Annotated in this window: 19 protein-coding genes; 8 read left to right on the forward strand and 11 right to left on the reverse strand. The window is 33.7% G+C overall.

Annotation, left to right across the window (positions count from 1 at the left end; translation table 11 throughout):
• The first annotated feature begins 153 nt into the window (after nucleotides 1-153).
• Together ALGA_RS09340 and ALGA_RS09345 are read left to right on the forward strand one after the other, a co-directional pair.
• Entirely contained in the window at nucleotides 154-867 is a 714-nt protein-coding gene (locus ALGA_RS09340; protein ID WP_096429066.1) for an energy transducer TonB family protein, read from the forward strand.
• Between the two features lie 106 nt (nucleotides 868-973).
• On the forward strand, nucleotides 974-2,386 hold the full coding sequence (locus ALGA_RS09345) for a glycoside hydrolase family 16 protein (RefSeq protein ID WP_096429067.1): 1,413 nt from the start codon (nucleotides 974-976) through the stop codon (nucleotides 2,384-2,386).
• A gap of 28 nt (nucleotides 2,387-2,414) precedes the next feature.
• On the opposite strand, the gene ALGA_RS09350 is transcribed toward ALGA_RS09345, so the two are convergent.
• From ALGA_RS09350 to ALGA_RS09370, 5 genes are all read right to left on the reverse strand, one after another.
• Complete coding sequence (locus ALGA_RS09350; protein ID WP_096429068.1) at nucleotides 2,415-3,005, reverse strand: hypothetical protein; 591 nt, start codon at nucleotides 3,003-3,005, stop codon at nucleotides 2,415-2,417.
• 385 nt (nucleotides 3,006-3,390) lie between these two features.
• On the reverse strand, nucleotides 3,391-6,834 hold the full coding sequence (locus ALGA_RS09355) for an efflux RND transporter permease subunit (protein WP_096429069.1): 3,444 nt from the start codon (nucleotides 6,832-6,834) through the stop codon (nucleotides 3,391-3,393).
• Between the two features lie 11 nt (nucleotides 6,835-6,845).
• Nucleotides 6,846-7,967, reverse strand: a complete 1,122-nt coding sequence (locus tag ALGA_RS09360) for an efflux RND transporter periplasmic adaptor subunit (RefSeq protein WP_096429070.1) — start codon at nucleotides 7,965-7,967, stop codon at nucleotides 6,846-6,848.
• Between the two features lie 29 nt (nucleotides 7,968-7,996).
• Complete coding sequence (locus ALGA_RS09365) at nucleotides 7,997-9,343, reverse strand: TolC family protein (RefSeq protein ID WP_096429071.1); 1,347 nt, start codon at nucleotides 9,341-9,343, stop codon at nucleotides 7,997-7,999.
• Between the two features lie 4 nt (nucleotides 9,344-9,347).
• Nucleotides 9,348-9,956, reverse strand: a complete 609-nt coding sequence (locus ALGA_RS09370) for a TetR/AcrR family transcriptional regulator (protein ID WP_096429072.1) — start codon at nucleotides 9,954-9,956, stop codon at nucleotides 9,348-9,350.
• 246 nt (nucleotides 9,957-10,202) lie between these two features.
• Here ALGA_RS09370 and ALGA_RS09375 point away from each other — a divergent pair, with 246 nt between their 5' ends.
• Nucleotides 10,203-11,057, forward strand: a complete 855-nt coding sequence (locus ALGA_RS09375; RefSeq protein ID WP_096429073.1) for a hypothetical protein — start codon at nucleotides 10,203-10,205, stop codon at nucleotides 11,055-11,057.
• 124 nt (nucleotides 11,058-11,181) lie between these two features.
• Here ALGA_RS09375 and ALGA_RS09380 read toward each other — a convergent pair whose 3' ends face one another.
• On the reverse strand, nucleotides 11,182-12,840 hold the full coding sequence (locus ALGA_RS09380; protein ID WP_096429074.1) for an AMP-binding protein: 1,659 nt from the start codon (nucleotides 12,838-12,840) through the stop codon (nucleotides 11,182-11,184).
• A 307-nt stretch (nucleotides 12,841-13,147) separates the two neighbouring features.
• Between ALGA_RS09380 and asnS the strand changes: the two genes are divergently transcribed.
• From asnS to ALGA_RS09395, 3 genes are all read left to right on the forward strand, one after another.
• Entirely contained in the window at nucleotides 13,148-14,593 is a 1,446-nt protein-coding gene (asnS, locus tag ALGA_RS09385; protein WP_096429075.1) for an asparagine--tRNA ligase, read from the forward strand.
• A gap of 317 nt (nucleotides 14,594-14,910) precedes the next feature.
• Nucleotides 14,911-16,365: an RNA polymerase factor sigma-54 gene (rpoN, locus tag ALGA_RS09390; RefSeq protein WP_096429076.1), complete on the forward strand. Its 1,455-nt coding sequence runs from the start codon at nucleotides 14,911-14,913 to the stop codon at nucleotides 16,363-16,365.
• Nucleotides 16,366-16,524: 159 nt separating this feature from the next.
• Nucleotides 16,525-17,133 carry a phosphatase PAP2 family protein gene (locus ALGA_RS09395; protein ID WP_096429077.1) on the forward strand — a complete coding sequence of 203 codons (609 nt, stop codon included), beginning with the start codon at nucleotides 16,525-16,527 and terminating at the stop codon, nucleotides 17,131-17,133.
• 1 nt (nucleotide 17,134) lies between these two features.
• Here ALGA_RS09395 and ALGA_RS09400 read toward each other — a convergent pair whose 3' ends face one another.
• Nucleotides 17,135-17,554, reverse strand: a complete 420-nt coding sequence (locus ALGA_RS09400; protein ID WP_096429078.1) for an SPOR domain-containing protein — start codon at nucleotides 17,552-17,554, stop codon at nucleotides 17,135-17,137.
• Between the two features lie 19 nt (nucleotides 17,555-17,573).
• Nucleotides 17,574-18,002: an SPOR domain-containing protein gene (locus tag ALGA_RS09405; protein WP_096429079.1), complete on the reverse strand. Its 429-nt coding sequence runs from the start codon at nucleotides 18,000-18,002 to the stop codon at nucleotides 17,574-17,576.
• 251 nt (nucleotides 18,003-18,253) lie between these two features.
• Between ALGA_RS09405 and ALGA_RS09410 the strand changes: the two genes are divergently transcribed.
• Nucleotides 18,254-18,631: a methylglyoxal synthase gene (locus ALGA_RS09410; RefSeq protein ID WP_096429080.1), complete on the forward strand. Its 378-nt coding sequence runs from the start codon at nucleotides 18,254-18,256 to the stop codon at nucleotides 18,629-18,631.
• Nucleotides 18,632-18,726: 95 nt separating this feature from the next.
• Nucleotides 18,727-21,009, forward strand: coding sequence for an inorganic phosphate transporter (locus ALGA_RS09415; protein WP_096429081.1), 2,283 nt, complete (start codon nucleotides 18,727-18,729; stop codon nucleotides 21,007-21,009).
• 75 nt (nucleotides 21,010-21,084) lie between these two features.
• Here ALGA_RS09415 and ALGA_RS09420 read toward each other — a convergent pair whose 3' ends face one another.
• The 3 genes from ALGA_RS09420 to ALGA_RS09430 all read right to left on the reverse strand — a co-directional run bounded on the left by ALGA_RS09420 (nucleotide 21,085) and on the right by ALGA_RS09430 (nucleotide 23,257).
• Nucleotides 21,085-21,606: a hypothetical protein gene (locus tag ALGA_RS09420; protein ID WP_096429082.1), complete on the reverse strand. Its 522-nt coding sequence runs from the start codon at nucleotides 21,604-21,606 to the stop codon at nucleotides 21,085-21,087.
• Complete coding sequence (locus tag ALGA_RS09425; protein ID WP_096429083.1) at nucleotides 21,603-22,301, reverse strand: SIR2 family NAD-dependent protein deacylase; 699 nt, start codon at nucleotides 22,299-22,301, stop codon at nucleotides 21,603-21,605. The genes ALGA_RS09420 and ALGA_RS09425 overlap by 4 nt, the downstream gene beginning before the upstream one ends.
• Nucleotides 22,302-22,411: 110 nt before the next feature.
• Nucleotides 22,412-23,257, reverse strand: coding sequence for a hypothetical protein (locus ALGA_RS09430; RefSeq protein ID WP_096429084.1), 846 nt, complete (start codon nucleotides 23,255-23,257; stop codon nucleotides 22,412-22,414).
• Nucleotides 23,258-23,487 lie beyond the last annotated feature (230 nt).

Genomic DNA, 23,487 nt, shown 5'->3' on the forward strand with positions numbered 1-23,487 from the left:
CGTTACTATAGTAATTGTAATGCGAAAACAGAATAATATTTAATGAATTCCTTTTATCAAATAGTACGTAATGTAAAAAACTGGCTCGTTCAGTTTTTCAGCATGCTCTTATCAGAATTTATAGGCTTTTTAAGAAGGAATAAATATGGAGTTATGGGAACGATTTCTTTTCACATGCTCTTGATTATTATCCTTTTGTCCTTTAAATTAAACACGAAGAGAGAATTTTTGGAATCGGAAATATTTTTTGATATCCCAGCAGAAATGGCGGAACAATTTTTGAAAGAAGAAAAGGAAAAGATGGAAGAAGCGATTGAAGAAAAAAATTCTGAAATATCTAAAAGTGTAGACGAACTTCTTCGATCAATTGCCGTAAACCAAAACGTTGCAAAATCGAACCCCGATCCTAAACAAAATGTCGAGAAGATGATTGAGGAGATTCGGAAGGATTTGGATGAGTATGGTTCCGATGATGCGCCTAATGGTTCCGAAGATTTAAAAGAATTTAAAAAGGATAGTTTGACAGCTGCTGAGGCGAAGGAAAAACAAAAACTTTTAGATGCCTTGGAGAGTATTGAATACAGTGGACCAAGCAGTGTTTATTATAGTTTAGAAGGTCGACATAAAATTTATTTGCCAATTCCTGTCTTTAAATGTGAAGGAGAAGGCTTAATTGTAGTTCAGATATGGGTTAGTCAAGCAGGTAGAGTAATTCAGTCTAAGATATTGGAAAAGGAGTCGGGCGTACAGGATGATTGTTTATTTGAGGCTGCACTAAATGCTTCCCGAAAAACCAGATTTAACGTAAGCCCTAGTAGTCCTGAGGAGCAAATTGGTAAAATAACCTATCAGTTTGTTAGGCAATAAATGGAATTCTATCAATGTCTTGATGTAGCATAAAAATATATTATTGATTATTAAGCAATAATATTTAAATTGGGAACTCGTTTTTATTAAAAAAAATAATTTCACTATGAACTTTTTTTTAGCATACAAACTTCGTAAAGCTTCTGATACTGTAAGTGTTGAAAACAAAAGAGATGCACTTAGAAAGAACTTCGAGGAATTTGAAGCTTTTTCAATTTCAGAAGAATTAAAGGATTATTTTGATCTTGAAGCTTATGTTCTGTCTGAAAAATTTAAATCGAACAGAAAATTGATAGAAGGCAAGAGCTATAAAAAGAGTGAGCTTTTTAAAGACGAAAAAGATTTTAAACGTTTTCAAAGATCAAAGAAATTCAAAATCTATTTTCGATTGAAGGGATCGAGTGAATTATCTACTTTCGAACTGACGAAAGTATCACCGGAAATTGAGCGTTTTAAGGAATTGGATGCTCTTGTACACTCCGTTAATTTCAATAAAAAGGAACAAGCCGAGGAATTAAAGGAGTTTAAGCTGATAAAAAATTATCAGCACATTAAAGACTTCTTTAAATTTGAAAAATCGAAGTCTTATAAGATTTATAAAGAGCTTGAGGGTTCAAAAGAACTGGAAGACTATTTAAAATTGGAAGAAAAGATTAGTTCCGACGAATTCCAGAAAGAAAAATTGGACTTACTGGATAAAAAAAGATTCGAAAAGACGGAAGATTTTAAGAAACATCAGGAATATTTTAGATTAAAAGAATCTGATAAGTATAAAAAGTACTTTGCTCTTAAAAATAAAAATCCGTTTGGTGAATTGAAAAAATGGGAATTAACCTTCTCCGATGAATTTGATTCTAAATCTTTAAACGAAGAGAAGTGGATTAATAAATATTTCTGGGGTGATAAGTTGTTGAATAAAGGATACAGTTTAAATTCCGATTTACATACGTTTACCGATGGTAAAAATATTGGTTATTCTGATTCTTCAATTGTATTGCAGGCACGAAAGGAGAAACACAATGGGTTGTTATGGAATCCTGCAATGGGTTTTGTTCCTAAAGAATTTGATTACACATCGGCCATTATCAATACTGGAAAATCGTTTCGCCAAAAATATGGTCGTTTCGAAGCTAAAATTAAGCTTACAAACCCAAATCAAGTGAGCCATTCATTTTGGATGGTAGCTGATAAAAATTTGCCTCATATTGATGTTTTAAAGACTTCGGGTGATGGTAAACTACTAATGGGGAACTATTGGGGAACTGATAATCAAATAAATTCGAAGCAGTTCAAAATAAAAGGAATTGACATTTCGAAAGGTCACTTTATTTACAGTTTGGATTGGAATAAAAATGAGTTGGTTTGGAAGATAAATGATGTGGTCGTGAAAACACAGACCGAAGGAGTTCCACACGATCCAATGTATTTAAATTTTAGCATGGGGATTATCAAAGAACAACAAAGTGTGAATGCATCGCTCGAAATTGATTGGGTCAGATGCTATAAAATAAAGGAATAAAAAAAGTGCCCCGGTTGTGGGCACTTTTTTAATTTAATGAAGTACCGACATTAAATACACTAAAGTAGTTATCTATTGAATCGGCAAGTTGAGATTTTAGGTCATCCAATTCTTCTTTTTCCATTTCTTCTTCATCCCAATAAGTAAGAATGATATTAAGGTAGTCCTTAATTAGTCCGGGAGATGTTTCAAGATCTAAGTCGTCTCTAAGTAATAGATTGAACTCGGCAAACCACAGCAAGGCTATTTTGTGCTCGTGAACAGTCCCTTCAACAAAAGAACTTAAGGATTTGAACTCCAAAAATTTCTTAATGGTTCTTTCTGAGGCTAAATAATACAATCTGGTTCCCAATTCTAAAAATTCTTTCTGTAGCTTTTTAAAATTGCTTTTACTCTTTTTTTCGCATAATATCTTCATGAAGAACGCATTGATTCGGAGAAACTCCTCACGTTTTTCGTTTGAATTGCTTTTTGATGGATGGGACTCGCTCGATTCATCTTTTATTTCAATTTCACCAGAATCCCTTATGGTATTTCTCTTTTCCTGAATTAAATAGGAAATTACAAAAGCGAGTGCCGCCAAGCTTAATATCTGTAATATGATCGAAGCGATTTCCATGTGTCGTATTTTATAAATATGGTTAATAAAGTGAAACCCTTGTAACAACTTTGTAATTAGAAATTTACAAATTCTAATTTTCTTACACAAAACATGAATGTCTGTTTTTATTTATGCATGTTTTTGTTGGATAAACAGACTGTTTTTCAGGACTAAAAATTGATTTTAAGTTTTAATAACTAATTCAGTAAATTCAATAGAATCAGATCATTAAGAATAATGTTTGTCTATTTGAATTTTTATTATTTTTTTCGAAATTCAATTTAAATTTTAAGCTTGGAATAGATCTGTTGATGACTTGGAATTAAATATTGCAAGATACGGTTTTTCAGTAAAAAAAAAAGACCGACTCTTTGGTCGGTCTTAATTGGGTTAATAATAGCAACTATTTTTTAGAAAATAATGCATAGAAACGATGTTCTATTTGAACAGATAGTCGAAACATTACTGGTGCAATAATTAGCGTTAGAAAGGTTGCAAAACTTAGTCCAAAGATTATTGTCCATGACATTGGGCCCCAGAATGCTGTACTATCACTACCAAAAGATAAATGTGGATTGAATTCACTAAACAGAGTGAAGAAATCGAAATTCATACCCAGTGCCAAAGGAAACAATCCCAGAACTGTTGTAATTGCAGTAAGCATAACCGGACGCAATCTGGTTTTACCGGCGCTGGCAATACATTCAATCTCTTCAGCAGAAGTTAAGTATTTACGATTGCTCATATCTGTTGTTTCAATTTTCCGCTTCCGCAACAAATCAATGTAATCGATAAGTACAATTCCGTTGTTAACAACAATACCAGCCAAAGAAATAATACCAATTCCAGTCATTAGAATTACGAATGGCATGTTAAAAATTCCTAAACCAAGAAATACACCGATGGTACTAAATAGTACGGTAATCATTATAATTAATGGTTTAATTGCAGAATTAAATTGTGATACCAATATCAAAGTGATTAATGCAAGGGCAATTAGTAGAGCCTGCGTTAAAAAAGCGGACGTTTCTTCCTGTTCTTCCTGCTCACCAGTTAATTTATGAGTGTAGCCTTTTGGCATTTCAAAATCGGCTAAAACCGCCCTTATTTTTGCATTTATTTCGTTGGCATTAAAACCTTCTTCTACATTTGAAAATATGGTAACAACACGAGTATTATCAATTCTATTGATTCGTTCGTAGGTTGAACCGTAGCTGTAAGTTGTAACTGCCGAAATCGGAATTTGAACCATTTGGTTGCTAATCGGACTCATCACATTTATTTTCTGATTCATTAAAGAAGGAACATCGTAACGATATTCATCAGCTAACCGAAGCATGATATCATACTCATCTTCGCCATCTTTAAATTTTGAAACTTCTAAACCATACAACGAATTACGAAGAGCACGTGCCACCTGGTTAGTTGATAAACCAAATCGTCTCACTTTATCACGATCGATATTAATAAGCATTTCGGGTTTTCCCTGATCTAGATCGAGTTTCAATTGCTCAACTCCGGCAATTCTTTCGTCATCTAATTTCTGTTTCACACGATTTGCCTGAATCAATAATTGTTCAAAATTATCACCAGAAACCTCAAGGTTAATTGGATATCCAACAGGAGGTCCGTCCGAATTTTTTTCAACGAAAATCTTTGCGCCAACAAAACCTTTAAAATTAGCAGTTAGTTTCTTCATTAATTCTGAGGTACTAACTCCGCCTCTTTGTTTGTATTCAACGAAAGAAATACTTGTTAATGATTTATTTGCCGAACGGGAACCTTCAAACATCCCCCCTTTTCCAGATCCAACATTGGTGGAAATGGAACGAATGATATTCTTATATGGTTCCATTGTTTTTTTAACAATTTTTTCGATCTCAACAGAAATTTCGTTTGATTTATGAATATCAGTTCCCAAAGGAAGTTCCATAGTTACATAAACAGACTTGGGCTCGTTATCGGGAAAGAAAACGACCTTAGGCGCACTGCCAATTTTGAAATAGAACAGAATAGAAAAAATCATCAATAAAAATGTTCCCAGGAAGAAAAGCAAAGGTCGAATTCCTTTTAAGGCGTACCTAAGTGTTTTTTCATAAGAATTTTCAAGTGCGACTAAAAATTTTAACTGGAACCAACGTGCGAATGGCTTTAACACCAATAAATTTACTAGTATAAGCATACCTATACACGAAAGCAGATTTGCCATTACAAAGGTATCTACCATTCCAAATGCTTTAAATGCATAAAATGGAATTGAAGCAACAAAGAAAGATCCTGAAAGAATTAGAAATTTTTTCGAATTAATCTTTTTTGAAATATCATCAACTTTAACAAAAGTGGCTGTAAATACAGGATTTAAAATTAGTGCAACAAACAAAGAGGATGATAACACAATAATTAATGTAATGGGTAAGTATTTCATGAACTCACCCATGATTCCACCCCAAAGTAGCAAGGGGAAGAAAGCCGCCAGAGTTGTTGCTGTTGATGAAATAATTGGTCCTGCAATTTCACTCACTCCTTGTTTGGTTGCTTCTAATTTCGATAATCCCTCTTCGTGCAGTCGATATACATTTTCAACCACCACAATGGCATTATCTACCAACATTCCCAAAGCCAATATCAACGAAAACAGAATCATTTGATTGACTGTGTATCCCATTTGATTTAGTACAATAAATGAGATGAACATAGACATTGGAATTGCCAAACCAGAGAAGAGGGCATTGCGTAATCCCATAAATAAATAAAGAATGAGTATTACCAATAGCATACCCATAATAATGGAATTCTCAAGATCGCTCACCTGACCGCGAACATCTTCTGATGTATCATCGGTAACAATTACGATCAGGCCACTTGGCAAATTGCCTAACTCTTTCTCTTTTGCGATAATTTTGTAAATCTCATCGGTTGCCGCCAATAGGTTTTCACCTGATTTTTTCGAAATGGAAAGGGAAACAACAGGATTGTTATTCAATCTCGAAATGGATGAAAGTTCTTCATATCCATCCTCAACTTCGGCAACGTCTTTCAGATAAACCACTCTACCGTTTGTAACCTTTACAATGGTATTTTCGATTTGTTCCATATTCGTGTAATCGGCACTTGTTCTGATACTACGTCTTGTGTTATCAGTTATTAAAGTACCGGCACTTACAGTTACATTTTCATCCTCAATTGCAATTTCAATATCATGAAACGAAACACCATTTGCTTCCATCTTGTGCAAATCGGCATTGATTCTTATTTCTCTTTCATCAATACCTTTGATATCAGCCTCAGATACTTCGGGTAAGGCTTCAAATTTATCCTGAAGATCTTCGGCAAATCCTTTTAAGTCGTCCAAACCAAAATCACCGGATAAATTGATATTTAAAATTGGAAAATCAGCTATATCAATGTCTTCAACTATTGGATCCACATCCAAATCGTCAGGCAATTCGCTTAAGGATTTATCTACCTTGTCTTTGGTGTCCTGCAGGGCTTGTTTTACGTTTACATCGGTGTTAAATTCCACTACAATTACACTCATATCCTCGTAGGAGGCTGAAGACATTTTCTTAACTCCTTTCAGAGATTTTAATTCTTTTTCGATTGGTCTTGTCACCAAATTCTCGATATCAACTGGCGAATTCCCAGGGTAGGGAGTTGTTATCATGATATTTGGTATCACAACTTCGGGGAAGTATTCTCTTGGCATACTTTGGTACGAAAACCAGCCAAACATGCATAGAATCGCAGTAAGAATATAAATGGAATTCTTATTCTTTAATGCTCCAAATGTGGGTTTAAACTGCCTTTTATTGTGGTTGGCAGAGCTTGTATCTTTAATTTTATCCATTTCTTTCAAAATTATTTGGTGCTAATCAACGATCCGTTCACAACTTGAGAATATCCTTCTGTAATGATCTGATCACCAAGTGAAAGTCCAGATTCGATCATTGATATATTGTTGTAAGTTTTAGATACATTCACATAGGTTTTTCTCGCCACAAGATGTTTACCTTCTTGTTTAGCTACATATAAGTAGTTTCCTTCAAAGTCTTTTTTAATAATGATTGAAGGAACAACCCTGGCTTCTTTAACTTCATAATCTTTAATTTTCACTACTGAAATTAAATTAGGTTTGATCATGTGTTTTGGGTTGTTCAGATTAATCCTAATTTTAAAACTTCGGTTTCCCGGATCAATTACATTTGATGTTTGGTTAATCACAGCCTTGGTCTGATAATTAATAGCTGGGAAATCCAATTCAACAACTTCACCTGTTTTTATATAATTTAAAAAGCTCTCTGAAACATAGCCTTCTACATAAACCTTATCGATATTTACCAACTGAGCAAATGCGATGGAAGGACTTGCTAACTCTCCTCTTTTCTGATGGATTTCATCAACAATACCGCTAAAAGGAGCAGTAATAATCGCCATATCCTTTTGAGCTTCTAAGCCTTCTAAGTTACGCTCCAGTCCTTCTTTATTGGCTTTTGCCTGCAGGTACTCTATTTCAGAACCAATTTTTTGATTCCATAAACGTTCTTGTCTTTCGAAGATCGTTGTGACTAAAGCAAGATTCGTTTTTACTTCATCAATACTTCTTTGTATCTGAGAAGTATTCAGTTTTCCTAAAATGTCTCCTTTGTTCACATGTCGACCTTCGATAACATCAATAGAAATAATATTTCCAGCTGTTTCCGGGGTAATTGTTATGTTTTTGTCAGCTTGAACATTACCGGTTACTTGTATAAAATGTTCGAATTTAGAAGTTGATAATTTCTCAATGGATACATTTATTGTTTCTTCCTCTTTATTGGTACTGCGAATTTCTGTTTCTAGATCAGAAATTTTTGTTTTTAATACAGCAAGTTCCGATTTATAGAGTTTTAATTGCTCCGGTTTGTCCATATCTTTTTCTGCATCTTTAGCAGAACAGGCAATAAGTAATGGAATAATGCAGGCGATTAGTAACTTTTTCATTGTATAATGGTTTTTGTAGGATGTTAGTACTATAATTTACCCAAAGCTTTTTCGAACGCAATTTTCGAATTTAAAAGTGTGAGTGTTGAATTAATATATGCGGAATGTGAATCCAAGTATTGCTTTTCATTTTCAGATAATTCAGTACTTGTAGAAATTCCTTCTTTGAATTTTATTCGGGTTCTGTCGAAAATTCTTTTGGCAATTTCTAAACCTTCAACATCATTTTCATATTTTTCCTGTGCATTCAACAAGTTCGAAAAGGAAAGAGTAGCATCCATTTTAAGATTCTGTTCCGTCATTTCCTGCTGATTTTCCAGTTTCATAAAATTAATTTTCGCTTGCTGCACTCTTGAGCGTTTTTGGCCTGCCGAAAAAATCGGCATTTTCAATTGAAATCCAAGTACGGATGATTTAAACCATGGAACATCAGATTTGAAAACATTGGTGAAATCGGAACTGGTGTTTTTTCCATAGTTATAAAAGGCCGAAATAGTTGGTAAATAAGATGCCTTTTCATTTTTAATGATTAGCTCTTGTGCTTTTAATTGTGTTTCAACAATTCTAAAATCTATATGATTTGAGATGTCGAAATTTGATAGTACCGGTGATTCTGTTCTTGCAGGATCAACTAGTTCATCCAAACTATTTGTCAACTCAAGACCTTCATCAATTTCTATTCCTAAGCCAAATTTTAAAATGATGCGGGAAGTTTGAATTGCTCTTTTCGCATCTGCTAATTGATTTTTACTTGTATTTAGAAGCAAATGAATTTGATCTACATCCAACTCTTCTCTAAAACCATTCTGATAATATGCATTGGTTTCGGTTAAGAGTTTCTCATTAATTTTCAGATTTTCCTGAATGGTTATGTAATTTTCTTCGGCTACCAATACAGTAAAATATGCCAGAGAGATTGAATTTAGGATGTCAATTTCAGTTTTCTTTTTTTGATCATTGGAAAGTTGAACAAAAACTTTTGCGGCCATTGTTCCCACGATGTACGATCCGTCGAAAATTTTCTGACTCACACTAATGGATGCGGAACTAGTATATCGTTGACCAAATTTAATTGGAGTATAAGTTCCTGGTGTACCTCCAAAAAATTCAGCAGGAAGCAGAGATACTGATAAATTAAGATTATTGTTGTAATCAACCGAGGCGTCAATTTGTGGTAAACCATCGGCAATTGTTTCCCAAACCTTTTTTCTGGCTACTTGTACATCATATTCAGTTCCCTTAACTGCATATGAATTTTCCAATGCATACTGTTGTGCTTCGGCCAAGGTGAATTTTAAATTGGATTCAGTTTGTGCTTTTGTGGGATTACTGAGACCAATAAAAATCACCATCAATGTGAATAGGATGTTTTTCATTGTTTTATTTAAATTTATTTTTAAAATATTCTATTCCTTTTTGTGTACATATTCCGTGAAGATGGTAAAGAGTTAATTCACGGTGCATGTCTTTGTTAAATACTTCGTCGGGAGTGAAAACTTGATACTCGATTGAATTTAGATTTAAGTAAAAGTTCACTAGGTTTTTACTTATAAAATTAATGTTTAATTCTGGTCGATAAAAACCTTCTTCAACACCCTGCTTTAAATTTATTATTAATTGATTTTGAAAGGCTATTATTCTTGTATTTTTGAATTTACTCCAAATTTCAGGATAGTATTTTTTAAAATCGTAATCAAGAGAATCACAACTTCGTTGTATTCTTTCATTTACAAAATTGAAAAATTTGAAATATTGATCCAATGCGTTCAGATTCTTTAATTCATTAACATTAAAAGAGAATTCAGGGTGATTCAATTTCCATCCACACGCCTGAGACACCAATTCTGTTTTATTTGCAAAGTATTTGTAAAGAGTCTTTTTAGAAATTCCCATTTTAGTAGCAATACTGTCCATTGTTACATTTTTGATACCAAATTGGAAAAACATTTCCCAACTGACTGCTAAAATTTTATCTTTTGGCTCACTCATGATGTAAATATAAATCAATAAAAAACCTTGGAAACTATTTTAGCATTAAAAGTTTCCGCGTTTCGAGTTAAATTTTAATATCCATCTAATGACAATAAAAGTAAATATCTTGTTCTTTTTTGACTCATCTTATTAGGTAACTATTGCAATTTTATCGGTAAATGGATTGCTGATGGGATTTGTGTAATTTTGATCTTTGAATAATAAAATTTTATTTTTGTGGTTATTAATGCAAAGCCAAATACGATGAAAAATATTTTCTGTCTTCTTTTGCTGGTAATTCCATGCCAGATGTTTGCACAAGCACCTTTGATTGGAGGTAACCAGGTTGATTATTATAGTTCATGGACTGAACGATCCGCAAAAGTTGTTCCTTATGGCGAGATTCATCTAAGTGCATTAGCTGTAAGTAGATATGGGAATTATCCTAAAACGGAAATTAATTCTCAGTTACTACTTTTTCCATTTGCACCAAATATTGGAGTTAAACATGAATGGTTTGGTGAAAATACCATTGTCTCTACTCAGCATACTTTCTATTATCCTACTTTAGGTCTTAATTGGGCAAAAAATAGTGGTTTTCAAGATCAAATTCCGGAATCATCAGAGGTTCCTCACATTTTCACTTTTAGAAATGAACTGATCGTAAGCCATATAATTAATCCACAGCCTAAAGATTGCTTTATTAAAGTTCCGGATTTAGTTCTGACAGGAAGACTTGGTTTTGATTTTTCGCTAGTCGCAGGTGACTCTCAGTTTCCACTTCTTGATTATCATTTTTTATATCACAGAACAGCATCCTATCACAATAGCCAAAAGCTTTATTTTATGGGAGTAGAGTTGGATGGCAACGCGTATAAGAATTTTAACTTTTCTATCAATGCAGATTATTATTCCATCGATTTTAATGGAGAGTGGGCTGCAGAAAGTCAAGGGAAAATTCATTGGCACCGTGATAGTAAGTTTTCCGTTTCGGGCGGCTATAAAATGTACTATTTAAGTAGCAACTACGGAACTCAGCTTTTAGCCATGCCGGTAATCGATTTTGTTTTTAAATTGAATCACCGAACCCGCTTACAGAATGGCTTGTTTAAAAAATAAAAAAGTCATTCCGGTTAAGAATGACTTTCTATATTATACTATTTTAAATAATTAGTGAGCCATATCGAACGAAAAAAGCTCGGTCTAATATGTAACAAATAGCTTACTATTTATCCAATCGGTATTATTCGTGATACAAACTAGTGTATAAATATCGTTTTATATTTCTTTTAGGTGTTTTCTTAAATTCCTCTGGAAAAACAATTACTCTGGATATCTTCATATAAGCTGGAAAGCTTTTATTCAAAATCTGCGTGTCTTTATTAAGTGCTTCTGTAATTTCATCTTTGGTTAATCCTTCTGCATCGCAAGCTTCATAATCCGGATAAATCAGTGCAATTAACTTATGATCTTTATCATCGGTAATAATTGATTCCTGAATAAAGGGCATGTTGTTTAAACTTGCTTCAATTTCTTCGGGATAGATATTCTGCCCAGATGATCCAAGCAACATATTTTTACTCCGTCCTTTTATGTAAATATTGTTGTCCTTATCAATGATGCCTAAGTCGCCCGTACCTAACCAAGCATCTTTAGAAAGAACTTCTTTTGTTGCTTCTGGGTTTTTATAGTATCCTTTCATTACGTTGGAGCCTTTCACCTGAATTTCACCAACAATAGTGAACGGATCGTCAGACTTGATTCTAACTTGCATTCGGTCAACTATTTTGCCACAAGAATGAGAGCGAAAACTGGTATTTGGACTATAACTAATTAGCGGACCACATTCTGTCATTCCATAACCAATAGTAAAAGGAAATTCAATTTTCATGAGAAAATCTTCAACTTCTTTATTGAGAGCAGCTCCTCCAATTATTACTTCTATAAAATTTCCACCAAAGGTTTCTATTAGGGAATTTCTAATCTTTTTGTAGATTTTCTTTTCCAACAATGGGATCTTAAGCATCAGTTTCACTCTTCTGCTTTCCAATACAGGCAAAATCCTTTTTTTATAGATCTTCTCCATAATAAGAGGAACTAAACAGATTAACCGAGGTTGTACTTCTTGAAAAGCCTTCGTAATTAATTGAGGAGTTGGGACTCTTGAAAGGAATGTAACATGACAACCACAACAAAATTCAGTTAAGAATTCGAACAAACAGCCAAAAACATGCGCCAGGGGTAAAAAAGAAACCACCTTGTCTCCAGGTCGTAAATCAATATAATCGAAACCTATTTGTACATTAGAATACAGCGATTCGTAAGCTAACATTACGCCTTTTGAAAAACCAGATGTTCCTGATGTGTAGGATAAAACTGCAATATCTTCATTTTTCGGATTGGCATAATCCAGTTTGTCTTTATTTAGCTCTTTTTTAAGTGATTCTTCCTTGGATTTTGTAACTGCTTTTTTCAATTTATCACAGGAAGAACAAAATACTTCAAAGTCATCCAATGAAATAATGCCTTTTAGTTTTTCAATTTTTGAATCGTCAATTTTATTGAAAATATTTTCAGTCGTAAAAAGTAATTTCGATTCCGAATGATTTATGATATGGTGAATATCACTGGAATTAAAATCGGGTAGAATAGGCACAATAATAGCTCCATAGGTAATGGTTCCTAAATAAGTAACCGCCCAATTGTTCAAATTACGACCAATAACTGCAATTTTATCTCCTTTTTTAATTCCTAACTCTTTAAAAAGGAGATGCATCCATTGTATTCTTTGGGCAACTTCCTGGTAAGTTATGGTGTCTTTTTGATAATTGGTAAAAGCTGGTTGTTCCCAGTTTTTATCTATAGTTTTGCTAATTGAATGTATTAACTTATTCTGATTCATATAGTTACTAGATTATTTGCAGGGGCTAAAGATACTAATCCTATTAAAAAATCATAACCATAGTCCTATTAAATTCCTTTCAGATACAAATAAGTGTCATCAAATCAATCGTTTGCATCGAAGTTTTAATGTTGAAAAAAATAGCTATTGCAGATTCTAAAAAGAAAAACACCTGGTATACCTTACGATTTTAGGTGATTATTTATTTAATAAGACCATAATTGAATCCATTTTTATATTTTTGTAAGCTTATTGTCTGATCTGATGATCAAACAACAGTTATTATCTCATTAAGTATATAATAAAAATGGAACAGAAAAGAATTAAGATCAAGGATCTATTGGCTTCGAACGAAGTTGGTAGTGAGGTAAATGTGAAAGGTTGGGTTAGAACAAAGCGCGGGAATAAGCAAATTAATTTCGTAGCTTTAAATGATGGTTCTACTATTAATAATCTTCAGATTGTTGTTGATGTTCCAAATTTTAATGAGGATTTACTAAAGAAAATTTCTACCGGAGCAGCTATTTCTGTTGTTGGAGAAGTTATAGCATCTCAAGGAAGCGGCCAAAACGTTGAAATTGCAGCAAAAGAAATTGAGGTTTTAGGTGTTGCCGATCCCGAAAAATATCCGCTTCAACCCAAAAAACACTCTTTGGAGTTTTTAAGAGAAAAAGCACATTTGCGTTTCCGTACCAGTACATTTAGTGCAATTTTTCGTATTCGCCATGCAATGGCTTTTGCTGTGCACGAATTTTTTAATAAAAAAGGATTCTTCTATATGCATACGCCACTTATTACCGGTTCGGATGCTGAAGGTGCTGGCGAAATGTTTAGAGTAAGTACTCTAGATCCTAAAAACCCTCCTTTGAACGAGGATGGAAGCATAAATTATAAAGAAGATTTTTTTGGTAAAGAAACTAATCTAACAGTTTCTGGTCAGTTAGAAGGCGAGCTTGGTGCAATGGCCTTGGGCGAGATTTATACTTTTGGTCCTACATTCCGAGCTGAAAATTCAAATACAACCCGTCACTTGGCCGAGTTTTGGATGATTGAACCGGAAATGGCATTCTATGATATCACCGATAACATGGATTTGGCTGAAGAGTTTTTGAAGTATATGATCAAGTATGCTTTGGAAAACTGTATGGAAGATCTGGAATTCTTAAGCAAGAGATTGATAGAAGAGGAAAAAGGGAAGAAAGCTGATGAGCAATCAATGGAATTGATTGAGAAATTGAAATTTGTTTTAGAAAACGATTTTGTTCGTTTAACTTATACTGAAGCAATTGAAATTCTTCGTAATTCTAAGCCAAATAAGAAGAAGAAATTTAAATATGTGATTGATGGTTGGGGAGCTGATCTGCAGTCGGAGCATGAGAGATATTTGGTAGAGAAGAAATTCATGAAACCAGTTATTCTTACCGATTATCCAAAGGAAATTAAATCGTTTTACATGAAACAAAACGAGGATGGAAAAACGGTTGCTGCTATGGATATTCTATTCCCTGGAATTGGTGAGATTATTGGCGGATCGCAGCGTGAGGAAGACTACGATAAATTGGTGACTCGAATGAAAGAAATGGGAGTGCCTACTGACGAAATGGACTGGTATTTAGATACCAGAAGATTTGGAACAGCCACACATAGTGGTTTTGGATTGGGATTTGAAAGAATGCTGTTGTTTGTTACCGGAATGGGTAATATTCGTGACGTAATTCCTTTCCCTAGATCACCCAAAAATGCTGAGTTTTAATAATTAAAACCCAATGATATATAAACCGTATTACTTCATGTAGTACGGTTTTTTTTTGTTTCAGGACTTTCTTTTTGGATTTGACTTTCGCAATTTATGTGAATCTTTCATATCATTTAAGTGATATTTTGTTGAGTCATTTATAAAAAAATTAGCTGCGAAAGCTTACTATTTTGATTCTTTTTCCCCAGCCTTTTATCCTTAAGATTTTGATACTTACCTATTATGGCTTGAAAATTGCTACTTGTGCACTGATCTTCTTGTAAGTTCACTACAGAATATGTATCTTGCTTCATTCAAAAAAGAACGGAAACAGTATGCTAAAGCAGAGTTTACAGCAAAAATTACTACAAAAATTATCACCGCAACAAATACAGGTGATAAAATTGTTGGAGCTTCCAACTTTGCAACTCGAAGAGCGAATTAAAAAGGAGTTGGAAGAGAATCCTGTTTTAGAAGAAGGAAGCAATGAAGAGGAATATCAAGAGGAAAATTACTCGGATGAGACTCCTGAAAAGGACAAAGATAAAGATGAATTTTCCTTGGAAGATTATATGAATGATGAAGACACTCCATCTTATAAACTTTCGGCACAAAATTATTCCGCAGACGATAAACATGAAGAAATTCCTTTTTCGGGAGGAACTACTTTTCATGAATTACTGATATCACAATTAGGCTTACGTATTCTAAGTCCGGAGAAGCATGCTTTAACTGAGTATTTGATTGGGAATATTGATGAAGATGGATATCTGCGAAGAGAAATTGAAAGTATTGTAGATGATTTGGCATTCTCTATGGGAGTCGAGACTTCCTATGAGGAATTAGTGGAATTGTTGCGCGTGATCCAGGATTTTGATCCTGCAGGAGTTGGTGCTCGTGATTTGCAAGAGTGTTTGCTGCTACAAATTGAACGCAAAGGAAAATTTAATCCGGATGTTAAATTAGCTCAGTTGATTCTGAAAAAGAATTTTGAAGAGTTCACCAAAAAGCATTACGATAAAATTCAGAAAAGAGTGGGTGCTACTGATGAAGATTTTAAATGTGCTGTTGACGAGATTTTAAAATTAAATCCAAAGCCGGGTAGCACATTTAGTAACCCTTTAGATAAAGCTTCGCCTACTATTATTCCGGATTTTATTCTGGAAGAAGAAGACGGTGATTTACTATTGAGTTTGAATTCCCGAAATGTTCCCGAATTGCATATTAGTAGATCATATTCTGAAATGATCGAGGATTATTCCGGCAATAAAAAAAATCAGTCGAAAGAGAATAAGGATGCCGTTATGTTTGTGAAGCAAAAGCTTGATTCGGCAAAATGGTTTATTGATGCGATCAGACAAAGACAAAATACTTTGCTGCAAAGTATGAATGCAATTATTCAGTATCAGCGTGAATATTTCATCGAAGGGGACGAGCGTAAGTTGCGCCCAATGATTCTGAAAGATATTGCTGAGATCACCAATCTAGATATTTCGACCATTTCAAGAGTATCAAATTCAAAATACATACAGACTCATTTTGGTATATTTTCTTTGAAGTATTTCTTTTCAGAAGGTTTGCAAACCGATTCGGGAGAAGAGGTATCAACACGGGAAATTAAAAAGATATTACAAGAGTGTATTGATAAGGAGGATAAGAAAAAACCACTGACAGATGATAAGTTAGCTGTTATCTTGAAAGAAAAATCGTACTTGATTGCTCGAAGAACTGTGGCAAAGTACAGGGAACAACTTAATATTCCTGTGGCCAGATTAAGAAAAGAATTATAATGCAGAGTAGTAAAAATACGATAACAGTAGTGCAAGGAGAATTATCTTTGCACTTTTATTTTACCAACAGATGAGAAGATTAATGGTGTGAATGAACAAGTATTTAAAGTTTACTTAGAACATCAGAAATCTTTAATCTCAAATCTCATAAAATATAAAATGAATTTTTCTCGAATAATATCAGGGGTAGCGCATCCAATGCTAATGCCACTAATTTCAGTATTTGTAATATTTCACTCAGGAACCTACCTCGACTTTACACCCCATCAGTTGGTACGCGTAATTTATATGATTGTGGCAATTTCGACCATATTACTACCCATTAGTATTTTGCCTTTACTGAAGAACCAGAATCTAATTTCTGATATTGGATTGGAAAAACGCCAGGAGAGACTCCTTCCCTTGGTTTTAACAATTATATTCTACTTTTTGGGCTATTACATGTTGCTTAAATTTCCAATTACCAAAATAATTGCTCACCTGCAACTCGCAGCAATTATCTCCATATTTATTGTTACTCTTATCTCACTAAAGTGGAAAATTAGTTTGCACATGGCAGGTATTGGTGGTTTTTTGGGAATGCTAATAGCATTTACAATTCTTTACTCCAGTTCTTTAAAATTCGTATTTATGATAGGAATTATTTTTGCTGGCTTAATTGGCTATTCCCGATTAAAATTAAACCTGCATACTCCATCTCAGGTTTACGCAGGTTTTATTGTGGGTTTAGTAACAATTTGTTCATGTTTGTTGCTGATGCAAATTTAACTTACTGATGCAACAACCATAAATCAGGTGTTTTATTCAATTTTCGTAATCGAATCAATTCTTTTAGTGCAGTTTCTTTTTTATTGAATGACTGCATTACAACCCGGAACTTTCCTTTTTGTTCCAGAACAAGACTTGGATATCCTTTCTTGTACAATCTATTCTTAAAATTGTTCGCTTGAGTTATATTATTGTAACTAGCGGCTACAATGTGATAATCAAATGAATTTCTACTTTCTGCAATTTGTTCGGTTGTCAGTTTTGGTTCTGGTTTTTCCGGTGCTGGTGTTAATTCTGGAACCGATTTTTTTACTGTCTGTTCAGCAATATTACCCTTTTCAACCGGAGTTACTGTTTTTTTATCTTTACATCCGGAAAAAAGAAGAAATACAAGAATTAAAAAGAAGTTAAATTTTACCATTTCGAGTTTGAGTTTCAAATCATCGTTTAATATAAAGCCAATGTTCTTTAGTCTTTTCAGATGCTCTTTCTGATTTTAGTTCTTGAAAAGCACTATTTCGATCTGAAAAAGCTTTGTAAGAAACTCTGTGAAACCCATTTGCGGCATCAAATACTTCAGAGTTATAACCCTCTTTAGTTAATTTCTGCTGTAAGCGATCGGCATAGCCTATATTTTGAAAGCTAGCTACAATTAAGAAATATTTGTTGGGTACCTGTTCAACCACTGGTTCTAGTTTCTTCTTTGCAACAGTTTCTGCCTTTGGTTTAGGCTTTGCAGTCTCTTTCTTGGGTTTCACTTTTTCAGTTACTTCTTTTTTTACAGGAGTTATTGCTTCATCTTTACACGACGATACTCCAACCGAAAGAATAAGTGAAACAATAAATACAATTTTAATATATCTTCTCATAAGGCTAGGATTAATATTATAGTAACAAATTTACAATTTTATTAATGATTTCAATAATACTTTGTTTATTTGTTCTTTCAATTGCGATGGATCGATTCATCCAAGTTGAGTATTGGTTTACATCGTTTAAATATAACACAAATATTATAGTGAAACACGAAGAAAAGTATGAGCTATTGAATCTTAAAAAGATTATCAAGTCATACTTTTGTGAAATATATTAAATTACTAATCAATTAAAAAATAAATTTATGAAGACAATCGCTTTGGTTGCTCACAATGAAAAGAAGAGTGTAATGCTTGCTTGGGTTAAAAGACATAGAGATGAGCTAAAAAAACACAAGTTAATTGGTACTACGAATACATCAGAATTACTTAATTCAGTTTTAGATCTTGAAGTTAAAGGTTTTGGTCATGGTCCTAATGGTGGTGATATTCTTCTAGCTGCTCAAATATTGGAAGGAAAAGTAGACGAAGTAATCTTTTTAATTGATGCTGAAACACCACACGGTCATGAACATGATATTCAAACTTTAATAAGAACATGTGTGATAAATAATGTTCCAATGGCACTAAATGAAGCTACTGCGGATTATCTGGTAAAGCTGAACATATCCGAAACGAAATAAAATTTTAACATTAACTTAACACAAAGATAATGTTTCCGAAATATTAGGGTCTCCATGTGTTAGTATGTTTGCGAAGAATTTACGAACTTAATATCATGGAGAACTTTTATTTAATTATTGTAGTAGTGCTTTTCGCGCTGGCTATTTCTGACCTTATTGTTGGGGTTAGTAATGATGCCGTGAATTTCCTAAACTCTGCATTTGGTTCTAAGGCAGCCCCACGTTGGGTGATTATGACAATTGCCAGTCTTGGAATTTTGGTTGGAGCAACCTTCTCTAGTGGAATGATGGAAGTAGCCCGTAAAGGGATATTTCACCCTGATCAATTCTACTTTGCAGAAATCATGATTATTTTTATTGCAGTTATGCTGACAGATATTATTCTGTTGGATTTCTACAATACCATTGGTTTGCCAACATCAACAACCGTATCGATTGTATTCGAATTACTAGGTGCTGCTGTGGCTGTGGCTATGGTGAAAATCATGAACTCTTCCGATCAAACAATGCTTGATTTGGGAAGTTACATCAATTCTGCTAAGGCGTTAGCGATTATTACGGGTATTCTGCTGAGTGTTGTAATAGCATTCTTATCCGGATCTCTCGTACAGTATATTAGTCGCCTGATTTTCACTTATAAGTTTGATAAAACTTTCAAGTATTTCGGAGCCATTTTTGGTGGATTTGCAATTACTGCAATTACCTATTTCATTTTAATTAAAGGAGCGAAAGGTTCTTCTTTTATCTCGAAAGAAACTCTTAGCTGGATCAAAGACAATACATTAACCATTATTCTGGTTTGTTTTGTAGGATGGACTGTAATTCTGCAAGCTTTGGTGTGGTTTGTTCGTTTAAACATTTTAAAAGTAATTGTTCTGGTAGGAACCTTTGCTTTGGCAATGGCTTTTGCGGGTAACGATTTAGTAAACTTTATTGGTGTTCCTTTGGCGGGATTTAAATCTTTCCAGGCATTTATAGCTACTCCGGGAACGGATCCTTATGGAATGACGATGGAGATACTAAGCGACAAAGTAAAAACAGAAACCTACTTGCTGATCATTGCTGGTTTAATAATGACAATTACGTTGTGGTTTTCTAAAAAAGCCCGAAATGTTACCGAAACAGAAATCGGATTGAGTAGTCAAAATGAAGGAGTGGAAAAATTTGGATCTTCATTTTTTGCCCGTCTTTTGGTTCGACGTTCTTTGTCTGCAAATAGTAGCTTTAAAAATATTTTACCTGTTAAGTTTCAAGAAGGTATTCAGAAACGATTTGAGAAGGCTCCTGCTCCTGTTGGAATAGATAAAAAAGATGTACCTGCTTTCGATATGATTCGTGCTTCGGTAAATCTTACGGTAGCAAGTATCTTAATTTCTATTGGAACCTCATTAAAATTACCATTGTCAACCACTTATGTAACTTTCATGGTAGCTATGGGATCCTCACTTTCAGATAGAGCTTGGGATAGAGATTCAGCCGTATATCGTATTACTGGAGTACTTACCGTAATTGGAGGTTGGTTTTTCACAGCCTTTAGTGCTTTTACCGCAGCATTTGTATTCGCTAGTTTAATTAACTGGTTAGGAGGATATGCAATTGCTGGGTTGTTGACTATGGCTATCATTTTTGTTGTACGTTCTCACGTATTTCATAATCGCAAATCTCAAAATCTGGAAAAAATGATGGAAGCTGATGATGAAGATGCTTCAATCATTATTAAAGGTGAATTACTAGAACAACTTACTCATGCAGTAGCCGTTGTGACAATTAAAATACCTAAAGTATATGCTAAAATTGTGAACGGATTGGCCTTTGAAGAACGGGATACACTAAAAGAATCTCTAAAAAAGGTAAGAAAACTCGACAAAGAAGCTAAATCATTAAAGGATCAAGTGCCTTTGGTTGTTCAAAAATTAACCGAAGACAGTATCTCAACGGGTCCATTCTATGTACAGCTGATTGATTATCTTCGGGAAATTGCTCACTCTATTAATTTTATAGCCGAACCTGTTTTCGAATATGTGGATAACAATCACAAATCATTGGTTCCCGAGCAAATTGAAGAGTTAAATACTATTCATGCTAAGCTGGAAGATTTCTTTAAGACGATTAATCGCTTGTTAAAGGACAATAACTATGAGTTGGATCAAATCGAGCGTGCATTCTCTAAACAGGAAGATTTATTGAAATCTTTACGCAAGTATAGAAAAGAGCAAATTAGAAGAATTAAGGCTGAAAAAGTAGGAACCAGAAATTCTGTTCTATATTTAGGTATCATTAATGAAACTAAGAACCTTGTGCTTTACTCAGGTAATCTTCTGAAGGCATCACGAGATTTCACCACAATGAACGGTGAAGAGACATATGAAGACATCTAGGCAAATTCAGATCTTTATACAACATCATAAAAAGGGTATCCAAATTGGATACCCTTTTACTTTCCCGCTGATCTTTTATTTTATTTTTCGTTCGATAACCCCTTCTACTTCAAAAGCTTTTTCAAATTCTTTAGGGTGGTTTTCAATGTATTTCTGGAAGCTTAATGAATTTGTAAAAGTCTTGCTAAATAGATCTTTTGATAGAAAGAAGACCTTATAACGATTCCCGGAAATAGATTTGAAGCGATAAATCATAAAGTCTTTTTCGCTGTCGGAACCAACAAACTGTAAATTCAAATAAATATCTTTATTTATCTCCGACGAAAACATACGAATGTTGATAATGGATTCGATATATTGAGTAGAATCTTTAATTTCTTTTAATTGAACAAGGTATTCTGTATCATTAAAAGGAAGCACTTCAAGATAACCCGATGTGTCATCTTTCTTATTTTCGGAAGTTAAAATCCACTCTCCTAATAAAGCCTTTTCGATAACAGAATTGTCCGAAGAGGAAATTGGTACTTTCGATTCATAATGATTACAAGAAGTCAAAACTAATAGTCCGAATAATAGTAATAGCATCTGTCTTTTCATAACACAACGTTTTTTAATGTAAGAAGTTCGAATAGTTTTTCCATTCCAACACTTGCTTTTTCTCTAATATAAGTAATATTTTTGCTTGAGTGCAATGCTGGCTGATTAGGATCAATGACATAAACAGGAGTTTCATCAGGAATATAATCGATTAAACCGGCAGCCGGATACACATTTAATGATGTACCTATAATCAGGAACACATCGGCTTCAGATACAATAGATGCAGCTTCGCTAATAGCTGGAACACTTTCACCAAACCACACAATGTGAGGCCTTAATGGGGAACCTTTTTCACAGGTATCATTTAATGTGAGTTCCCAATGATCCAATTCATAAATTAATTCAGGATCACATGTGCTACGTGCTTTTTTTAATTCACCATGCAAATGCAATACATTTGAACTGCCCGCACGTTCGTGCAAGTCATCAACATTTTGACTTACAATTTTAAGCTCAAAGTATTTTTCCAGTTCAGCAATAAGCAAATGACCTTTGTTCGGTAAACAATCAAACAACTGTTTACGGCGTTCGTTGTAAAATTGGTGCACTAAATTAGGATTTTTTTCCCATGCAGTAGGGCTCGCAACTTCCATAACATCGTATTGCTTCCAAAAGCCGCCCATATCCCGAAAAGTTAGGATACCACTTTCAGCACTCATGCCAGCTCCACTTAAAACAACCAACTTTTTCATATCGTAAATATCGCTTTTCGACCCAATTTAATCCTAAAATTAGACTGTTCAAAATTATCAGTTCTAGTATTTTTACGCTTAAATATAAAATGAGGGATTATATTCGAAATTTACCTTGCTAATTTTCTAAAGTCACTCAGTAAAAAACTGTCAGTTTGCTTTCCTTTTACCATATGGTAATCGAAATAATAAAACATTGCGTCGCCTGCACCAATTAGTATTTTAAAGCATCGGGCTTTGTTCTTTGTGTTCTCAGGACCAACCTTATGCAAAAAAATCACATTAGTGTCCTTATTTTTAATTGCGTTCTCTATTTCTTCAACTTCTACCAATTTTACTTTCCCAGGATATACGTTTCTTATTTTTTCTAAAGAGTTAATGTCGTATTCCAACTCGTTCTTTAGTACATAAATAGTTTTGTCTTTAGTCTCCGCATTGTTTTTATTGTAATATCTAAGAACATTTTCCGAAATAATTTGTGGGTTTGCACTCACCAATGCAATATGGTTTTGCATAAATTGAACCAAAGCCGTTAGTTTATAAATGTAATTTTTTTCATCAACCTGAACATACGATAAGGGAATGGAACAAAGATCGGGCATATCTCCAATTTGTTTTGCCTGTCCACCCAAAACTAGACTTAAGAAATTATACTTGGCTTTGGTTTTGTCTTTATTAAAAGTAACAATGCTTGTTACTAAAAATGAATACTTAGGATCGAATCGTTGCTTTTGAAATTCTGCGTTTGAAATAAATTCATACTCGGTAAGAGTCCAGTTTTGTTTAACCGCTTCTTTTATCTTGTCATTAAAATCAGAAAACAGCTTATCCTCCAAAACTACCAGGGTTTTGGTTTTATAAAATCTGGTGTAATCAGATGCAGTTGGCAGATGTGCCTGAGAATATAGAGTGAAGCCTGCAAAACAGATTAATATTGTTACAATTATCGTTTTCATAGTCTTAATTTTTTTTCCAACAATACGATTCGCATTTCTCTATTTTTGCGTCAAAAGAAAATTTATTAATTGAAATTAATCAATTTAATTATGTCCATCAAAAAATAGAACGTTTTGTTGTTTCTAATAGTACTGATCTCCCAAAATATTTATAATGAGCTGTTTTTATGTCTTGTTATAATTTAGAATTTTTAAAATCTGCGAATCTTTCGATTTATATCAATCTTGTT

This window comes from Labilibaculum antarcticum (assembly GCF_002356295.1).
Taxonomy (GTDB): domain Bacteria; phylum Bacteroidota; class Bacteroidia; order Bacteroidales; family Marinifilaceae; genus Labilibaculum; species Labilibaculum antarcticum.